The sequence below is a fragment of the Rhodoferax sp. GW822-FHT04A08 genome, from assembly GCF_058801025.1.
In genome coordinates, this window is the sequence record NZ_JBXAMW010000007.1 from 12,531 (window position 1) to 29,579 (window position 17,049).

General features: G+C 65.2%; 16 protein-coding genes. 6 read left to right on the top strand and 10 right to left on the bottom strand.

Translation table 11 applies throughout. From position 1 onward, the window contains the following. Position 1: 1 nt before the first annotated feature. From AC1RMF_RS14615 to AC1RMF_RS14625, 3 genes are read right to left on the bottom strand one after another with little or no spacing between them, the layout of a single operon-like run. Positions 2 to 1,006, bottom strand: coding sequence for a xylose isomerase (locus tag AC1RMF_RS14615; RefSeq protein ID WP_493142362.1), 1,005 nt, complete (start codon positions 1,004 to 1,006; stop codon positions 2 to 4). Next, positions 1,003 to 1,716, bottom strand: a complete 714-nt coding sequence (locus AC1RMF_RS14620; RefSeq protein ID WP_493142364.1) for a DNA alkylation repair protein — start codon at positions 1,714 to 1,716, stop codon at positions 1,003 to 1,005. The genes AC1RMF_RS14615 and AC1RMF_RS14620 overlap by 4 nt, the downstream gene beginning before the upstream one ends. Positions 1,717 to 1,722: 6 nt before the next feature. Next, on the bottom strand, positions 1,723 to 2,961 hold the full coding sequence (locus AC1RMF_RS14625; protein WP_493142365.1) for an NAD(P)/FAD-dependent oxidoreductase: 1,239 nt from the start codon (positions 2,959 to 2,961) through the stop codon (positions 1,723 to 1,725). 125 nt (positions 2,962 to 3,086) lie between these two features. Between AC1RMF_RS14625 and AC1RMF_RS14630 the strand changes: the two genes are divergently transcribed. Then, on the top strand, positions 3,087 to 3,944 hold the full coding sequence (locus tag AC1RMF_RS14630) for a MurR/RpiR family transcriptional regulator (protein ID WP_493142366.1): 858 nt from the start codon (positions 3,087 to 3,089) through the stop codon (positions 3,942 to 3,944). A gap of 7 nt (positions 3,945 to 3,951) precedes the next feature. Here AC1RMF_RS14630 and AC1RMF_RS14635 read toward each other — a convergent pair whose 3' ends face one another. Together AC1RMF_RS14635 and AC1RMF_RS14640 are read right to left on the bottom strand one after the other, a co-directional pair. Beyond that, the gene (locus AC1RMF_RS14635; RefSeq protein ID WP_493142368.1) at positions 3,952 to 5,028 is read right to left on the bottom strand and encodes a LacI family DNA-binding transcriptional regulator; all 1,077 of its coding nucleotides are present in this window, start codon (positions 5,026 to 5,028) and stop codon (positions 3,952 to 3,954) included. Between the two features lie 7 nt (positions 5,029 to 5,035). Then, the gene (locus AC1RMF_RS14640) at positions 5,036 to 5,887 is read right to left on the bottom strand and encodes a TIM barrel protein (protein ID WP_493142370.1); all 852 of its coding nucleotides are present in this window, start codon (positions 5,885 to 5,887) and stop codon (positions 5,036 to 5,038) included. Positions 5,888 to 6,131: 244 nt separating this feature from the next. On the opposite strand from AC1RMF_RS14640, the gene iolG reads away from it, so the two are divergent. Together iolG and AC1RMF_RS14650 are read left to right on the top strand one after the other, a co-directional pair. Continuing rightward, positions 6,132 to 7,127, top strand: a complete 996-nt coding sequence (gene iolG / locus AC1RMF_RS14645) for an inositol 2-dehydrogenase (protein ID WP_493142372.1) — start codon at positions 6,132 to 6,134, stop codon at positions 7,125 to 7,127. Beyond that, the gene (locus AC1RMF_RS14650; RefSeq protein WP_493142374.1) at positions 7,128 to 8,162 is read left to right on the top strand and encodes a Gfo/Idh/MocA family oxidoreductase; all 1,035 of its coding nucleotides are present in this window, start codon (positions 7,128 to 7,130) and stop codon (positions 8,160 to 8,162) included. A 1-nt stretch (position 8,163) separates the two neighbouring features. On the opposite strand, the gene AC1RMF_RS14655 is transcribed toward AC1RMF_RS14650, so the two are convergent. Beyond that, positions 8,164 to 9,096 carry a LysR family transcriptional regulator gene (locus tag AC1RMF_RS14655; protein WP_342620067.1) on the bottom strand — a complete coding sequence of 311 codons (933 nt, stop codon included), beginning with the start codon at positions 9,094 to 9,096 and terminating at the stop codon, positions 8,164 to 8,166. A 65-nt stretch (positions 9,097 to 9,161) separates the two neighbouring features. On the opposite strand from AC1RMF_RS14655, the gene AC1RMF_RS14660 reads away from it, so the two are divergent. Then, positions 9,162 to 10,403, top strand: coding sequence for an MFS transporter (locus AC1RMF_RS14660; RefSeq protein WP_493142376.1), 1,242 nt, complete (start codon positions 9,162 to 9,164; stop codon positions 10,401 to 10,403). A gap of 66 nt (positions 10,404 to 10,469) precedes the next feature. After that, positions 10,470 to 11,183, top strand: coding sequence for a YebC/PmpR family DNA-binding transcriptional regulator (locus tag AC1RMF_RS14665; protein WP_493142378.1), 714 nt, complete (start codon positions 10,470 to 10,472; stop codon positions 11,181 to 11,183). A 3-nt stretch (positions 11,184 to 11,186) separates the two neighbouring features. On the opposite strand, the gene AC1RMF_RS14670 is transcribed toward AC1RMF_RS14665, so the two are convergent. The 4 genes from AC1RMF_RS14670 to AC1RMF_RS14685 all read right to left on the bottom strand — a co-directional run bounded on the left by AC1RMF_RS14670 (position 11,187) and on the right by AC1RMF_RS14685 (position 15,938). Beyond that, positions 11,187 to 13,040: a coiled-coil domain-containing protein gene (locus AC1RMF_RS14670; RefSeq protein WP_493142380.1), complete on the bottom strand. Its 1,854-nt coding sequence runs from the start codon at positions 13,038 to 13,040 to the stop codon at positions 11,187 to 11,189. Between the two features lie 145 nt (positions 13,041 to 13,185). Then, complete coding sequence (locus AC1RMF_RS14675; protein ID WP_493142382.1) at positions 13,186 to 14,439, bottom strand: NAD(P)/FAD-dependent oxidoreductase; 1,254 nt, start codon at positions 14,437 to 14,439, stop codon at positions 13,186 to 13,188. Continuing rightward, entirely contained in the window at positions 14,436 to 14,759 is a 324-nt protein-coding gene (locus AC1RMF_RS14680) for a 2Fe-2S iron-sulfur cluster-binding protein (protein ID WP_493142383.1), read from the bottom strand. Before AC1RMF_RS14680 ends, AC1RMF_RS14675 begins: the two co-directional genes overlap by 4 nt. A gap of 3 nt (positions 14,760 to 14,762) precedes the next feature. After that, a complete protein-coding gene (locus tag AC1RMF_RS14685; protein WP_342620073.1) occupies positions 14,763 to 15,938 on the bottom strand; it encodes a cytochrome P450 in 1,176 nt (391 codons plus the stop codon). A gap of 108 nt (positions 15,939 to 16,046) precedes the next feature. Between AC1RMF_RS14685 and AC1RMF_RS14690 the strand changes: the two genes are divergently transcribed. Continuing rightward, positions 16,047 to 16,985 (top strand): helix-turn-helix domain-containing protein, encoded by a 939-nt coding sequence (locus AC1RMF_RS14690; protein ID WP_493142386.1) that lies wholly within the window; start codon positions 16,047 to 16,049, stop codon positions 16,983 to 16,985. The last annotated feature ends 64 nt before the right edge of the window (positions 16,986 to 17,049 follow it).

The following is a 17,049-nucleotide window of genomic DNA, read 5'->3' on the forward strand; positions in this document are numbered from 1 at the left end:
ACTACCCAATCAGCTTGGCCCACTCCCCACGCAGCCACTGCGCACAGGCCAGGTTGTTGTCCCAGATGGAGTAGCGTGCGCCACCGCCATAGTCGGCAAACGGGATGAACTCGCAGCTGATCTGCTGCGGCGCGTGCCCCGGATGCGCGTGCATATGGGCCAGCAGGTCTTGCACGGCGGTCTTCCAGTCGTGCAGGGCGTCTGCATCCCACGCGCAATACAGCTGCTCCGGTGCCGGTTGCAGCAGCGGGTACTGGATGGCCCGGCCCGGCAGCGTGGGCGTGCGCCATGTGCGCGGGTTGTGCGCAATGCCGGTGGCCACGCTACGCGTGTGCGCATGCACCACCCAGCCTTGCTGCAGCCACTGTGTGTACAAGGTGTGGGGCTGGCGCGGCGCCAGGTAGCTGCGCCCACCGTCCGTGCCCGCATCCACGTCACTCAGCGCCAGTTCGTGCGGGTTGTCGATCTTGAAAACCAGGTGCGAGTGGTCCAGCGTCAGCGCCAGCTGCACATGGCTTTGCGCCAGCAGGTTGGCTACTGCCTCGATGCGGTGAAAGCGCTCGCTCCACATGTCCACATGCACTTCCAGGCTGGGCTGGCAATGACTTTGCTGGCCGTGCTCCAGGGCTTCCAGAAAGAAGTCGGCCACTTCGCGGTCGGTGATGGGGCGTGCGTCGGCGTGGCGCGCAAACAGCTGCATGTTGAAAATGCGCGCGCCCAGCTGGCCCGCCGTGCGCAAGCCCCAGCGCATGCGGTGCTCGTCCTGCCCGGCGCAGAAGATGCCGCCGAACACGCCAATCGGCACACCGTACTGCTGCACTCCATCCAGGTAAGGCTGGAAGTTTTCGCTGGGGTCCATGTTCTTCTCGATGTAGTCGAACGCGCCGCTCTGCTGCACCCAGGCCATGCGCGTGGCGGCATCGGGCATGCCCAGCCCGTCGTGCACCAACACGCCGTCGAGGTTGATGCCAATCGGCAGCGCGCGGATGTTGGGCTGCGCGCTCATGCGGCGTGTCCGTCTGCGCGCTGCAGATGCTTGCCGGCCTCGCGCACCGTCAGGTTGGACAGCTGCTGCGCGTGTTGGTCCAGGAAGTGCGTGACAGCCACCGGGTCGGTGCGGGCGTAGTCGCGCAGGGCCCAGCCTATGGCCTTGCGGATGAAGAATTCCTTCTCGCCACCCAAGGCCAGCGCGTAGCGGAACAGGCGCTCGGCATCGGTCTGCTCGCGCCAGCCCAGCTGGTGCAGCAAGGCGACGCGGCGCACCCACAGATTCTTGTGCAGCAGCCAGGCATCGGCATGGCGTTGTATGTGGGCATCCTGGGTGCGGGCTGCGAGCAGGATGTCACCCACCACACCGGCCAGGCCGTCCACCGTATCCCACCAGGCGTTGCGCTGCACCAGCTTGATCAGGCGCGGCAGTGCCTTGGGGTCCAGACGCGCATGCTGCTTGGCCAGCAGGTCCACGGCGGTGTAGTGGAATTCCCGTTGCGGCATGGCCCAGAGCGCTTCCGCCAGTGCCAGCAGTTCGGCCTGCGTGAAAGGCTGCTTCAGCAAGGCCTTGAGCGCGTCCCGCCGCACCGGCGCGCGTATGCCCAGAAACGCGAACTGGTTGAGCATGTAGGCCTTCATGCCCTGGGCCTGCCCGGCATCGGCCAGCGCGCCTAGCGCCGATGTGATGGCATGCAGAACTTCAGTGGCGGCAGGGGTCAGCGGCATGGGGACTCACTTCAGCAGGGATTTGAGTTTGGTGGCGGGGTCGGCCAATACCGAGGGGCTGGCGCTCACACCCCGCTCCACCAGGGTGCGGGCTATTTTGAGGTCTTTGGCGATGCGCGCGGTCAGGCCCCAGCCGCTGGCACCCACGATCTTGTCGTGGGCATCGGTGTAGAAGACCAGCACGTCACCGTCTTCCTGTTCGCGCACCGTGGTCTGCACGCCGGCTGTGGGCTCGCCGCAGACCTGCAACTGGTGGTCGTATTGGTCGGACCAGAACCAGGAGCTTGCAGCGAAGTCCACCTGGCCGCCCATCAGGTTGTGGGCCACCACCTGCGCCTGGGACTCGGCGTTCTGCCAGGTCTCCTGGCGCAGCAGCGTGCCCGACACGTGGCTGGGGAATTCGGCCACGTCGCCTGCTGCATAGATGTGGGGCACATTGGTGCGCAGTTGCCGGTCCACCAGAATGCCGCGCGCAACTGCCACACCGGCGGCCTGTGCCACTGCGGTGCCAGGGACGATGCCAATGCCCACCACCACGGCATCCGCCTGCAGCGTGCTGCCGTCGGACAGCGCCACTTGCACGCCCTCTGCCACCGGCGTGATGGCCAGCGGACTCACGCCGATATGCAGGTCCACACCGCGCGAGCGGTGCAGCGCCTGTGCGCGCTCGGCCAGCAGTGCGGGCACGGCACGGCCCATCAGCTGGGGCGCACCCTCGACCAGGCTGACGCTGCAGCCCAGCTTGCGGGCGGAGCTGGCCACCTCCAGCCCGATGAAGCCGCCACCGATGACCACCAACCGTTTGCCCGCCTGCAGCCAGGGCGCCAGGCGCAGCGCGTCGGCCTTGGTGCGCAGGGTCAGCACCTGGGGCAGGTCGGCACCGGGAATTGCCAGGGCACGCGGGCTGCCGCCATTGGCAAACAGCAAGGCGCTGTAGTGCAGTGTGCTGCCGTTGGAGAGTTGCGCAGTCCGGGCTGTCACGTCCACCGCAGTCACCCGCGCGGTATGGCGGCGCAGGGCCAGTGCTTGCAGCGCGTCGGGCGCCATCAGGTCCAAAACTGCCAGCGCCTTGGCACCGGTCAGTGCGTCCTTGGACAAGGCAGGGCGTTCGTAGGGTGGGCTCTCTTCATCGCCCACCAGGTCGATGCCGCCGGTCCAGCCGTAGGCGCGCAATGCCTGTGCCGTACGGCCGCCGCAGTGCCCGGCGCCTACGATCAGGATGGAATCGGTGTCCGGGGAGTGCATACTATGTCTTCCATTGAGAGGGTGGCGTTCATTCCAAAAAGCTGCTTGCCCTTGTGCAAATAATTTTTCATAATTTGCCTATATAAGAAAAGTTTTTCTTCTAACAAGAATCTCCGAAGCAATCCATGGCAACTGCGAAAACCCCTGGCCCCACAGCCGACCAAACCATCAAGCGCATCTCGGCGGAATATGAATCGCTGAGCAAGCAGCTCAAGGTGATTGCCCTGCATATCGAGAAGAACCGCGACCACGTCGGCATCGAGGGGATTCAGGAGATGGCGCGCCAGTGCGGTGTGCAGCCCTCGGCGGTGGTGCGCTTTGCCAAGCATTTCGGCTTCTCGGGTTTCAGCGAGTTGCAGGCGATCTTTCGGGAGAACCTCTCGCGCCAGCTGGCACCCAGCCGCAACTACAAGGCGCGCATCCGCGACCTGATCGAGTCGGGCTCCAACAACCTCTCCAGCGTGGACATTGCCAAGGAGTTCCTGGCCGGCAGCGTGGCGGGCATGCACGAGCTTGAAAGCAATCTGGACGCCACCGCCTTCAAGAAGGCGGTGGACCTGCTCACCGAAAGCGACTGCATCTGGGTGGCGGCGTCGCGCCGCTCCTTCCCGATTGCGGCCTATCTGGACTACGCGCTGCAGCACACCGAAAAGCGCATCTGCCTGGTCACCGGGCTGGGCAGCATGCACCAGGGCCAGATGCGCTCGGTGCGCAAGGGCGACGTGATGATTGCCATCTCGTTTTCGCCGTACGCAGAAGAAACCATCACCGTGGCCAAGGCGGCTACCGAGCGCGGTGCCAAGCTGGTGGCCATCTCCGACAGCCGCATGAGCCCGCTGTCCAAACTGGCCCACGTCACGCTGGTGGTGCAGGACAACTCCACCCTGGGCTTTCGCTCGCTCAGCAGCACCATGGGCCTGGCGCAAAGCCTGTTCATCGCCCTGGCCTACACGCTGGAACTGCCCTACAAGCCCACCACCTGAGTGCGCGCTAGCGTTCATCGCTCGACCCCTGGGGCAGATAGGCCTGGTGCGTGATGTTCTCGGCGCAGTACAGGCGAAAGTCGGTGGGCCGCGCGGCGGGCATGGCATCCGTCCATTTGTTGGCATGCAGAAGGTATTGCATGCCCGAGAGGATCTGGCCGTCGGGGTCCTGGTCTATCACCAGATCCATGCGGCCATCCACCAGATAGCTGCGGTGCTCATCGGTCAGCTCATGGCCCAGCCACAGCACATGCTGCGCACGGTTGCGCAAGGCCTTTGCAATGCCCAGTGAGCCGGCCCCGCTGTTGTAGATGCCGCACAAGGGCAGCGCACTGCCCGCGCGAATCTGCGCATCGACGGCGGCAAAGGTCTGGTCGGCATCGTCATGGGTTTGCACCACGGGCAGACAGTCCAGGTGCGCAAAGCGCTGCTGCAATGCCGCGATGAATCCGTTGGTGCGGTCGCGGTGTGCCCGAAAGGACAGGTCGTTGGTCAGCACCAGAACGCGTCCGGCCTGCGGCGCCAGCCGCCCCAGAAAATAGCCGGCGCTGCGCCCAGCCTGCACATTGTTGATGCCAGCGTAATGCAGGTTGCTAACGTCGCTCAGGTCACTCATCAGCGTCACCACCGGCACACCCTGGCGCACCACGCTTTGCACTGCCTCGCGCAGCACCGGCGTGTCGTGCACCACCACGATCAGGCCATTGCGCCGGTGCGGTGGCTTCTTGATGAAGGCGGCAATCTGCGCTTCGTCGGCCGGATCGAAGGCGTGGCGGTGCACCACGATGCGCCGGTCCAGCAACTGCATGTGGCGCTGCAAGGCAAGCTGCAGCCGCTCGAAGAACGGCGTCTGGCTGCGCGCAAATACAAAGTCAAAGCGCGTGAGGCCGCGGTGCACGTCCGGCATCACGCGCCGGGCGCCCAGCTGGCGCGCCGCCTGTATGACTTTCTCGCGGGTGCTGGCAGAGGCCTTTCCGCTGTCGTTGAGCACGCGGTTGACGGTGGCAATCCCCACCCCGGCGGCCGCGGCAATGTCGATCAGACGCGGCGTGCTTTTACGGCGCACAGGTGGGGTGGGATGCAAGGGACGCTCAGGCGGGTTGGGCTGCAGGCTGCGCTTGTGCGGCCACTGCACTGCGCAGGTAGGCCATGCTGGCAGCCAGGCGTTGTTCGATGTCGGTGGCCGCGGCAATCTCTTCGGCAAAGGGTTCGAACGATGCGTAGCCGGTGTAACCGGCCTGCAGCAGCGTGTGGAGCTGCGCGGCATTGCCCAGGCGGTCGGCGGCGCCCACCAGCACGCGGTGGCCGTCACGCATCTGCGACGCAGCCGGGCTGGTGTCTTCCACGCCGGAGATGTGGACCAGTCCGGTGTACGCGGGGAAGAACAGGTCTTCGCCGGCCAGATGGTGGTGGAAAGTGTCGTGCACCAGGCGGAAGGTGCTGCTGTCGCCCACTTCCTGGATGGCGCGCACGGCTTGCGACTTGCGGCGCACGGCGCACTCCTCAAAGCCCAGTGGCTCGATCAGGCCGACCAGGCCGGCGTCCTGCAGCAGGGGTTGGAGTTGCTTGAGGGCATGCACCAGGTCGGCGTGGCGCTGATCGGCACTGCGCGCATCGCGCAGGCTGTTGGTAGGGCACAGCACCAGGGCCTGGGCGCCGCAGGCCACGGCGTAGGCAATCAGGTCACGCGCTTCCGCGGCGCGGGTGGCGTCAAACTGCTCGAAGCGTTGCAGCGCGTTGATGGAGCGGATCACCAGGCCATGCGCCTTGGCAATGGCGCCAATGTCCTTGCCCGGCGTGCCGTCCACCAGTTCCACGCCAGCCAGGTCGTTGCGGATTTCGATGGCCTGCACGCCCAGGCGCCGTGTCAGCGCGGCAAACTCACTGAATGCAATGCGCGGCGCGCTGATGCGGTTGATGGAAAAGGAAAGGGTGTGGGCCATGGCGGTGTCTCCGTGTGTTGTGGATGGAACAGCGCGCAACTGTAGGTAAAACCGGGGCCGCCATCAGCCATTTTCTTGATCAAATTTGATCATTTGTGGGCAGTTTAATTGAAATTAAATTCAAAACACAAATTTGTTAGAAATTTCTTTTCAAAACCGGAAACTGCCTCTATAGTCGCCGGGTCGCCCATGCAAAGGCGCGTTCAAACAACCCCTGAAAAACCTGAGACACAAGGATTTCCCCATGAAAAACGTCGCCGTTTTCGGTGCCGGCCGTATCGGTCGCATCCACGCCTCCAACCTCGCTGCGCTCAGTGGCGTCAAGCTCAAGTACGTGTTCGACCCGGTTCCGGCCGCAGCCTCCGATCTGGCCCAGAAGCTGGGTGCCGAAGTGGCGTCTATCGAAGCCGTGCTGGCCGACAAGAGCGTGGACGCGGTGGCCATCTGCTCCAGCACCGACACCCATAGCGACCTGATCACGCGTGCCGCTGCCGCCGGTAAACACATCTTCTGCGAAAAGCCGGTGGACCTGTCGGTGCCCCGCGCCATTGCCTGTGGTGAAGCCGTCAAGGCCGCCGGCGTGTCCTGCATGATCGGCTTTCAGCGCCGCTTTGACCCCACCTTCAACGATGCCAGCCGCCGTCTGCTGGCCGGCGAGATCGGCACCCCCGAGATGCTGGTCATCACCAGCCGCGATCCGGGCGCGCCTCCGGTGGAATACATCAAAGCCTCCGGCGGCATCTTCCGTGACATGCTGATCCATGACCTGGACGTGTTCCGCTGGATTCTGTGTGCCGACGGTGACGAAGCCGAATGGCTGAGCGCCACTGCATCGGTGCTGACCGACCCGGCCATCAAGACGGCGGGTGACTACGACAGCACCGCCGTGACCATCCGCACCCGCAAGGGCCGCCTGTGCCAGATCAACACCACACGCCGCGCCGCCTACGGCTACGACCAGCGCTTTGAAGTGCTGGGCTCCACCGGCCTGCTGCAATGTGGCAACCACACGCCCACTGAAGTGGTGCAGTGGAATGCCAAGGGCATTACCTCCGACAAGCCCGAAGCCTTCTTCCTGCAGCGCTATGCAGCGGCCTACAAGCTGGAGATCGAGCACTTCTTTGCGTGCCTGCAAAGCGGCGCCCCCTTCCGCACCACGGTGGCAGACGGCGTGGCTGCGCAAAAGCTGGCCGATGCGGCCACGCATAGCGCCAACAGCGGCCAGCCGGTGCAGTTCTAAATGGCGGCAGTCGCACCGCAGGTTGCGCTGCGGGTCGGCATTGTGGGGCTGGGCCGGCTCGGCCAGCGCCACGCCGCTGCCCTGGCGCACAACACTCCCGGCTGCCAACTGGTAGCGGCGTGCAGCCCGGTGGAAGCCGAGCGTGCTTATGCCGCCAACCAGTTGGGCATTGCCAACGTTTACGCCGACCTGGACAGCCTGCTGGCCGACCCGGCGGTGGACGCGGTGGTGCTGGTCACGCCCACCTCGCTGCATGCCGACCAGACCATTGCCGCGCTCAAGGCGGGCAAGCATGTGTTCGTGGAAAAGCCCCTGGCCTTGAACGTGCCGGACTGCGAGCGCGTGTTGCAGGTTGCCGCGCAATACCCGGACCGGGTGGCCATGGTGGGCTTTGTGCGCCGCTTTGATCCGAGTTACCTGGCGGCCTACCAGTCGGTTGCCGCGGGTGAGATCGGCAAGCCGTTCCTGGTGCGCTCGCAGACCTGTGACCAGAATGACCCCGAAGGCTTCTTCGTCAAGTTCGCGCCCACGTCGGGTGGCATCTTCATGGATTGCAGCGTGCACGACATCGACCTGGCGCGCTGGATGCTCGGCCGCCCCAAGGCCCTGCGTGCATTTGCCACCGGCACCATCGCCCTGCACCCGGGCCTGGCCGACTGTGGCGACGTGGACAACGGGATTGCCGTGGTCGAGTTCGAAGGCGGCGCCAAGGCCGTGCTGTATGCATCGCGCACTATGGCGCATGGGCATGAGACCAGCACCGAGGTGATAGGTACGGCCGGCAAGCTGCTGGTGGGCGAACATGCAGCCGCCAACCGCGTGGTGAAGAGCGACCAGCATGGTGTGCGCCATGCCGTGCTGAAAGACTTCTACGAGCGCTTTGAAGCGGCGTTTGCCGCAGAGATGGCTGCTTTTGTCGCGGCTTGCCGCGGCATCACGCCATTGACGCTGACGCTGTCGGACGCACTGGAAGCCACCCGCATCGGGCTGGCCATCAGCCGTTCACTGGCCAGCGGTCTGCCCGAAGCGGTCTAGGTCAGCAGGCGTTGCAGGCGAGCAGCGCGCCATCCGCGTGGATGCGCGTCTGCTCGATCAGGTACTCCAGAAACACGCGGGTGCGCTCGGGCATGAACTGCCGGCTCGGCAGTGCTGCGTAGAGCTGCAACCGCCCGGCAATCCAGGGGCGCAGCACGCGCAGCAGCTCGCCGCGCATCAGATAGGGTGCCACCAGATCCAGCGCTACCGAGGTGATGCCCGCGCCGTCCAGCGCAGCCCGCATCACCGTGTCGCTGTGGTTCACCCAGAGGACCGGTTCCACCGCCACTTCGACGGGAGCGTCGTCATGGTCCGAGTCCAGCAGGCGCCACACGCGCTGCTGCTGACCCGGAATCTTCAAGCGCAATACATCGTGTTGCGTCAGTTCTTCAGGCTTAAAGGGTGTGCCGCGCAGCTTCAGATAAGCGGGCGAAGCCACCAGAATGGACTCGGCGCTGGAGATCTTGCGTGCAATCACGTCGCCGTTGAACTGGTCGTCGGTGGGCAAAAGCGTGATGTCGTACTCCTCAATGGGCGGCTCCTTGTAGGAGGCCACTTCGATGTTGAGCACGATCTTGGGATGCAGCTGGCGGAACCCTGCGATCAACGGCGCCAGCACGTGGGTGGCCAGCACAGGTGGCGCGAGGATGCGCAACACGCCGGCGAGCTGGTGGTTCTGGCAATTGGCCATGCGGTCAGCTTCGTCAATGTCCTGCAGGATGACGCGAACCCGTTCCAGATAGATTTCACCGGCCATGCTCAGCGAGAGCTTGCGCGTGGTCCGATGCAGAAGGCGGGTGCTCAAGTGCTCTTCCAGGTCCGCCACCAGCCGCGTGACCACGGCCGGTGACATGTCCAACGCACGTGCGGCGGCAGCAAAGCCACCTTCATCGATGACTTTCTGAAATACCCGCATCGACAGTAAACGATCCATGATGTCCCTATTGCAAACCAGGGCGCCATTGTTGCCGATGTAGACTCCCGGCGGCACATTCACCCATGTCCGACCAACCACTACCTTCCCCCAAAAAGCCAGCCGCCGCACCCCAAGGGCTGCTGCGCAAGCTGGGCCGTGCGGTGCGCGGCGATGGTGTGCTGGCTTCGCGCCCGATTGTCTGGATCATTGGCTTCTTTGCTTTCCTGAACGTCTATTCCATGCAGGCAGTGCTGCCTTTGGTGATGCAGGACTTTGCCGCCACACCGGTACAGGCCGGTGCCACCGTGGGCGCCACCGTGCTGGCCATTGCACTGGTGTCTCCCTTCATGGGCATGCTGTCGGATGCGCTGGGCCGGCGCATCATCCTGTGCAGTTCCCTGTTTGCGCTGACCATTCCCACCGCGCTGATTCCGCTGGCCCACAGCCTGGCGGGCATTGCGGTCCTGCGCTTCATGCAGGGTCTGGCGGTGCCGGGCATCGTGGTGGTGCTGATTGCCTACCTGTCCGAAGAGTTCCATGACGGCGGTGTGGCGCGCATGACTTCCACCTATGTGGGCGGCACCGTCATGGGTGGCTTTTGTGGGCGCTTCATCACCGGGCATGCGGGCCACGTGCTGGGCTGGCGCGGCGCCTTCTTCACCCTGGCGGTGATGAACCTGGTGGGTGCCGTGGTCGTGTGGCGGTTGTTGCCGCCTTCGCGTCACTTTGTAGCCAACCGCAATGTGCGCGGCGCTTTCCAGACACTGGGCCGGCATCTGAGCAACCGGCGCTTTCTGGCGATCTGCGCCTTGGGCTTTTGCGTGCTGTTCTCACTGGTGGGCGCCTTTACCTATGTCAATCTGTACCTCACGCAAGCACCGTTCAATCTGACGAGTGCCGGGCTGGCCAATGTTTTTGGCGTGTACCTGGTGGGCGTGGTGGTCACTCCCCTGGCGGCACGCCATATCGCGCGCCACGGTTTTTTGAAGGCGGTGCTGGTCAGCCTGTCCCTGTCGGCAGTCGGTCTGTTGCTGACGCTCGTGCCCTCGCTGGCAGCGGTGATCGTGGGACTGGCGGTGTGCTCCACCGGCGTGTTCGTATGCCAGTCGGCCACCATCAGCCACATTGCCGACAACGTGACCGAGGGCCGCTCGCTGGCCACCGGCATCTACTACCTCAGCTACTACAGTGGCGGAGCAGCGGGCACCTGGATCGCGGGCATGGCCTTTGAGGGCTGGCACTGGGGCGGCTCGGTGCTGTCCATCATCCTGTTTCAGGGCCTGGCTGGTGCGATTGCCGTCACCTTTCTGCAGCCCCGCAAATAAACCCCACTATCATCCCCACACTCAATCGGGCACCAAGGGGTGTCAGCACAACAAGGAATACACACTATGGGCGCGCAGTGGAAAGCAAAGGGCAAGGATCTGGTTGCCAATGCCAAGGGCAAGATGTTTACCAAGCTGGTCAAGGAAATCACGGTGGCTGCTCGCAATGGTGCCGACTCCGCCACCAACGCCCGGCTGCGCCTGGTGGTGGAGCAGGCCCGCAAGGTTTCCATGCCCAAGGACACGCTGGAACGCGCCCTGAAAAAGGGCTCGGGCGTGGGCGACGATGCCACCCATTACGAGCGCGTGATCTACGAAGGCTTTGCGCCGCACCAAGTCGCCGTCATGGTGGAATGCCTGACCGACAACGTCAAACGCACCGCGCCCGAAATGCGCGTGCTGTTCCGCAAGGGTCAGCTGGGCACATCCGGCTCGGTTGCCTGGGACTTTGACCACGTGGGCTTCATCGAGGCCGCCCCCGCTGCCGCCGGAGCCGATGCGGAAACCGCCGCCATCGAGGCTGGCGCGCAGGACCTGGAGCCCGGCGAGGAAGAGGGCAACACCCTGTTCATCACCGCGCCCGCCGACCTAGACTTGGTCAGCAGGGCACTGCCGGCACACGGCTTCAATGTGCTGTCGGCCAAGCTGGGCTACAAACCCAAGAACCCGGTCGACCCGACCAGCCTGAGCGCCGAGGCCCTGGAAGAAGTGGAAGCCTTTCTGGCGGCCATCGACGCGCACGACGACGTGCAAGAGGTCTACGTCGCCCTGGCGGGCTAGGGGCTAGCGCCCTGTCCTGGCCAGGCGCAAGCCGCTGCCGAAGGTCCACAGGCGCGTGACCTCCACCACGTCGTAGTCCATCGCTAGTTCGGCCGGTATGCGGCTGTAGGGCGCCAGCGAGGCGATGATGATGCGAATGGCGTCATCGATGGCCGCAATGCCGCTGGCACGCCGGAACACCACGCTGTCCACACTGCCATCGGCGCGCAACGTCACCGTTACGATGGGGTTGGTGTAATCGCCGCTCTTGGCGGCATCCAGAAACTCGAAGTCCGCATTCTGCTGAACCCGCTGGCTCCAGCTTTCCGCAAACACGGCCAGCCGCGCGTCCTGGTCTGGGCGCCCGATCAGCGTGCGCCTGCGCGGTTTCTCGGCGGGAAGCTCTGGCGCTTTTTCCACCGGGCGTGCCGCCTGCTGTTGCTCGCGCTGTCTTGCGGCCTCTAACGCCGCCTTGCGCTCAGCCTCCTGCTGCGCCAGTTGCCTTTGTGCTGCAGCGGCCTGTGCCGCAGCCGCGCGTTGCATTTCAGCCTGCCGCGCGGCCTCCCGTTGAGCGGCCTCCTGGGCCGCCGCCTGCTCCGCAGCCACACGTGCAGCTTCCTGCTGTGCGGCAAGCTGTCTTTGCGCTGCAGCCTGCGCTGCGGCTTGTGCCGCAGCTACCCGCTCCGCCTCTGCGCGCAGCGCCTGCTGCCGCGTGGCCTCCGCCTTGAGTGCATCCTGCCTGGCCTGCTCTTGTCGGGCTTGTTCTTGCCGTAACGCATCCTGGCGCCGCGCTTCGGCCTGCTGGGCTTCAAGCCGAGCCTGTTCCTGTCGGGCCAGTTCCTGTTGCCGCGCCATGGCTTGGCGTGCGGCCTCCTGAGCGGCTGCCTGCTCCGCCGCTACGCGTGCAGCTTCTTGCTGGGCGGCCAGCTGCCTTTGCGCAGCGGCCTGCGTCGCAGCCACCCGCTCCGCATCTGCGCGCAGCGCTTGCTGCCGAGCCGCCTCCGCCTTGAGTGCGTCCTGCCGCGCCTGTTCCTGTTGGGCTTGCTCTTGCCGCAACGCATCCTGGCGGCGCGCCTCGGCCTGCTCCGTTGCAATACGTGCGGCCTCCTGCGCGGCAGATGCCTGGGCTGCGGCGGCACGCGCGATTTCCCGCCGAGCAGTTTCCTGCTGGATGGCAAGCAGGCGCGCAGCCTCCTGTTGCAGCAGCAGTTGGCGTGCCGCCTCGGCGCGCTGTGCTTCCACGCGTTGCAGTTCCTGTCGCTGTGCGTCCTGTCGTTGCACCTCTTGCGCTGCTGCGGCCTGGCGTTCGGCCTCCTGCCGTGCAGCCAGTTGCTGTTCAACGGCCTCCTGCTGTGCACGTTCCTGCCGGGTGATTTCCTGGCGCGCACGGGTGTTGTCTTCGACCGGCGGCAGTACCTGCGCGATGGCGGGGGTCTGCGGCGCGGTGGCCGGCAAGACCTCTGCGGGCGGGCTTGTCGCGGGCAGGGGCGCTGCTGCAGCTGCGGGAGCGTCAGCAGTTGCCAGTGCGCGCGTAGTTGCGGGCTCCGGTGACGGTGACGTAGCAGTTGCCGAAGCAGGTGCCGGTGTGGGTGAGGTCTGCGCGTCGTCCGCGGAACCTGCATCTACCTGCGCAGGCAGCGGCTCCAGGCGGATGGACAGGGCGGGCTCCACGCCGCGGCGGTCTTCACGGAACAGGTCGTCGGGCCACTGCAGACCGGCCAGATCCAACTGCAGGGTTAGCAGCAGTCCGTGCAGTACCAGCGACAGCAAAACCGCGATGGCGAGCCGCGACTCTGGCAGGCGCCAGGGCACTTTGGTTTGACCCCACGCAAAGGGCGCGGAAGGGGTATCGTGGATCAGGACGGCTTCGGAAGGCATGCGGTGAAGGGGCTGTAAAAAGCCGCGTCCGCAATGCCCCCCTGGCACCGGTCGCGGGCATTCCACCCCCAGACGCTATTTCATGCGCAGCCGGGGCCTATCCGGCCTGGCAGGCACCAGATATTTGTAAGCGAATGTGTGCGGCTCAGACGCTGAGCAGGCTCGCCAGGTTGAACCCCGGGTCCTCGGCCTGCGCGGGCGTGGGCGATACGCCCGCATCCAGCAGCTTGCGCACGGCGAGGTGGTCCTTGGCCGCATTGACGCTGTCGGCGGCCAGCAGCTTAGTACCGCGGAAGTGGAACACGGTGAAACTGGACGAGGGGCTGTCGGTCCCCATGTCGCCGCGCACCGCCCAGGTATCTGCACCGGTGGACAGACCGGCCATCTGCAGCTTCTTGTCGTACTGGTCACTCCAGAACCAGGGGGTGGCAGTGAAGGGGCGGTCCTGGCCCATCAGCGCAGCTGCTGCCGACTTGCCCTGCTCGGTGGCGTTCTGCACCGATTCCAACCGCAGCAGGCTGCCGTCGGCCAGACGGCGTGCGGTGCAGTCTCCGGCGGCCACGATGCGCGGGTCCGCAGTGCGTGCACAGGCATCCACCACGATGCCACGCTCGCACGCCAAGCCAGCTGCTGCAGCCAGTTGGTCATTGGCTGACACGCCTATGCCCACCACCACCAGGCCTGCGGGAACCACGCGGCCATCGGCCAGGCGCACGCCGCTCACCGCGCCGTTTGCATCCACCTCCAGCGCAGCGACAGCCGCGCCCAGTTCCAGATGCACGCCGTGGCTGCGGTGCAGCGCGGCATACCAGTCGGAGAGCACCGGCGCCAGCACCCGGCCCAGCAGGCGCGGCGCAGCCTCCTGCACAGTGACGGACAAACCCTTTTTGCGCGCAGTGGCGGCCACTTCCAGACCGATGAAGCCGCCGCCAATGACGACCACGCCCAGTTGCCGCTCTACGCATTGCGCCATCTGGTCGGCGATGCCTGAGGCGTCGTCGCGCGAGCGCAGGGCGAAGACGCCCTGGGCATCGGCACCGGGCAGATTCAGCTGGCGTGGCGTGGAGCCGGTGGCCAGCATCAGGCCGGTGTAGGCCAGTGTTTCACCATCGGAAAGCATGACGGTCTGCTCGGCGCGGTGAATGGCCGCGACGCTCACACCGGTACGCAGGGTGATGTTCTTGCGCGCCAGCACTTCGGGGCTGCGCATCAGCAGCTGGGCCGCATCCATCTCACCCGCCAGCCAGGCCTTGGACAGGGGCGGACGGTGGTACGGCGGGTGGGCCTCGTTGCCCAGCAGCGTGATGCCACCGGCAAAGCCCAGTGTGCGCAGCGCTTCAGCCGTCTGCACACCGGCCTGTCCGGCGCCGATGACGACGACGTGGCCGTCGGAGCTCATTCCTGTGTCTCGGGCAGGCGCACGACCAGGCCTTCCAGCGTGGCGCTGGCCTTGATCTGGCAGGCCAGACGGCTGTTGGGTTTGCGTTCGCTGGCCACGTTTTCCAGCATGTCCAGCTCGCCTTCGGAAGGGGCGGGCAGGTCGCCCAGGCGGGCTTCGTCCACATAGCAGTGGCAGGTGGCGCAGGCGCAGGAGCCGCCGCATTCGCCGATGATGCCGTCGATGCCGTTGGCGGTAGCGCCCTGCATCAGGCTCCAGCCGTCGTTGAGGTTGATGGTGGTGGACTGCCCGGAGGCTTCGATGTAGGTGATGTGGGCCATGGCTTACTGAACCTGCAATTGCAAAACGAGAGGACTGCGGAAGGTGGACGAGGGCATCCAGGGCAACTGGTCTGCCACGCGACGGTAGTCGGGCACGACCTTGTGGAATTCGTCGAAGGCGATCTTGACCGCCAGGCGCGCAATGGCCGTGCCCAGGCAGGCATGCACACCACCGCCAAAGCCCAGGTGACCGCGCGGCTTGCGGGTGATGTCGTACACATCGGGGTTGGGGTACTGGCGCTCGTCGCGGTTGCCTGAGCCGTAGGCCAGGCAGACAAAGTCGCCCTGGCGCATGGTCTGGCCGTGCAGCTCCACGTCCTTCATCAGGCGGCGGCGGAAGCGCTGTGCCGAGGTGTTGAAGCGCAGGCTTTCCTCGATGGCATCGGGCAGCAGCTCGGGGTTGGCCACCACGGCACGGCGGGCTTCGTCGAAGGTCGCCAGGTTGTAGGCAAACATCATCATGAAGCCGCCCAGCGATTCCACGCCGGCCATGATGAGCGTGGTGGTGGTGAGCAGCACTTCGCGGTCATCCAGGCGGTCGCCATCGATTTCGGCCAGGGCGAAGTTGCTGATCAGGTCGTTGCGCGGTTCGGCACGGCGCATGGCAATCACCTTGGCCGCATAGTCCTGCATCCAGTTGTAGGCGGCAATGTGCTCGGGGCCTTTGGCGCGGGTGCGGGCATCGCTTTGCACCATCAGCACGGCGTTCTCGCGCACTTCGTGCTCGGGCACGATGGCTTCTTCGCCCATGGGTAGGCCGAGTGCTGCCATCAGCACCTTCACCGTGAACTGGGAAGACACTTCCTTGAAGTCGAAGCTGCGCACACCACGCAACTGGCCGAACACTTCCTGCGCCACGGCGCGGATGGGTTCTTCCAGCGCCAACAGGTTGCGCTTCATGAAGGCGTGCTGGATCAGGCCGCGCAGGCGGTCATGCTTTGGTGGGTCGGAGCTGCCCAGTGTGGCGCCGGCACGGCCGGGCAACTCGGTCATCAGGTTGCCGCTGGCGCTGGAGTAGGTCTGCCAGTCCTGCCCGGCGGACACGATGTCGGCGTAGCGCGACAGGATCCACATCTGTGCTTCCGGGCTCCAGAAGCAGGGCTGCTCGTCGCGCAGCTGCTTGTAATAGGGGAACGGGTCGGCGTCCACCGCGGGTGAATACGGGTCAAAACTGAACATGTCTTGTCTCCTGCTTGTTGGATGAGACCGAACTGTAGGGGTGAGCAGGCCGCAATGCACTGCATAAACCGCTGCGAGAAATGGTACTTTTCGATCAAAATGAAATCCATGCCCAATCCACCGTCCCGCTCCCGGCGCAAGCTGGCCCGCTCCAGCATCCCGGCATTTGCCCTGTATGGCGAGGATGCAACCTCCGACAAGGAGGTGCTGCACATCGAAGAGGTACGGGCCCGCAGCAGCCTCTACCAGTGGGAGATTTCGCCGCATATCCACAAGGGTTTGTACCAGGTGCTGTGGGTGCAGAAGGGGGCTGTGGAGGTGCAGCTTGACGAAACCGTGCAGTCCGTCGAGGGGCCGCTGGCCATCGTGGTGCCGCCGGGTGTGGTGCACGGTTTCAAGTTCGCACGCGATACCGATGGCCTGGTGCTCAGCCTGAGCGCGCGCTTCATGGTGGAGGGCGAGTTCCAGCCGGTGGGCGAGGCCTTCTGCGCCGCATTCGAGACAGCTGCGCTGCTGTCCATGGCCGAGGACAAGGGTCTGGCCACGCGCATGGCCCATCTGCTGCAGAACTTGGTGACTGAATTCCATACGCCGGCTTCCTCCGATGCGCCGGTGGTGCAGTGGCTGGCGCGTTCGGTGATCTGGCTGTTGACCCAGGTCAGGCCCGCGCGCGGTGATACCCGGGGCAACCGGACCCTGCGCAACCGCCGCGTGTTCACCCGGTTCCTGCAACTGGTGGAACAGCATCTGCTGGAGCAGTGGTCGCTGGCGCAATACGCCACCCGCCTGGGCCTGCCTACCCAGCGGCTCAACCGGCTGGCGCGCGAAGTCAGCAACCAGAGTGCGTTGGAGGTGGTGCACGAGCGGCTCACCCGCGAGGCCTGCCGCCGTCTGATCTACACAACGGCCCCGGTGGGTACCATTGCCGCGGAACTGGGCTTTGAAGATGCCGCCTATTTCTCGCGCTTCTTCAAGCGGCGTCTGGGTTGCACGCCCCTGACATTCCGCCAGCAGCGTGATCACTATCCCTTACCGGGCTTGGGGTAAGCGACAATTTGCCCGGGCTTCATGTGTGTGACACTGCGCCCCCAGGGTTCACTCTTTTAACGAC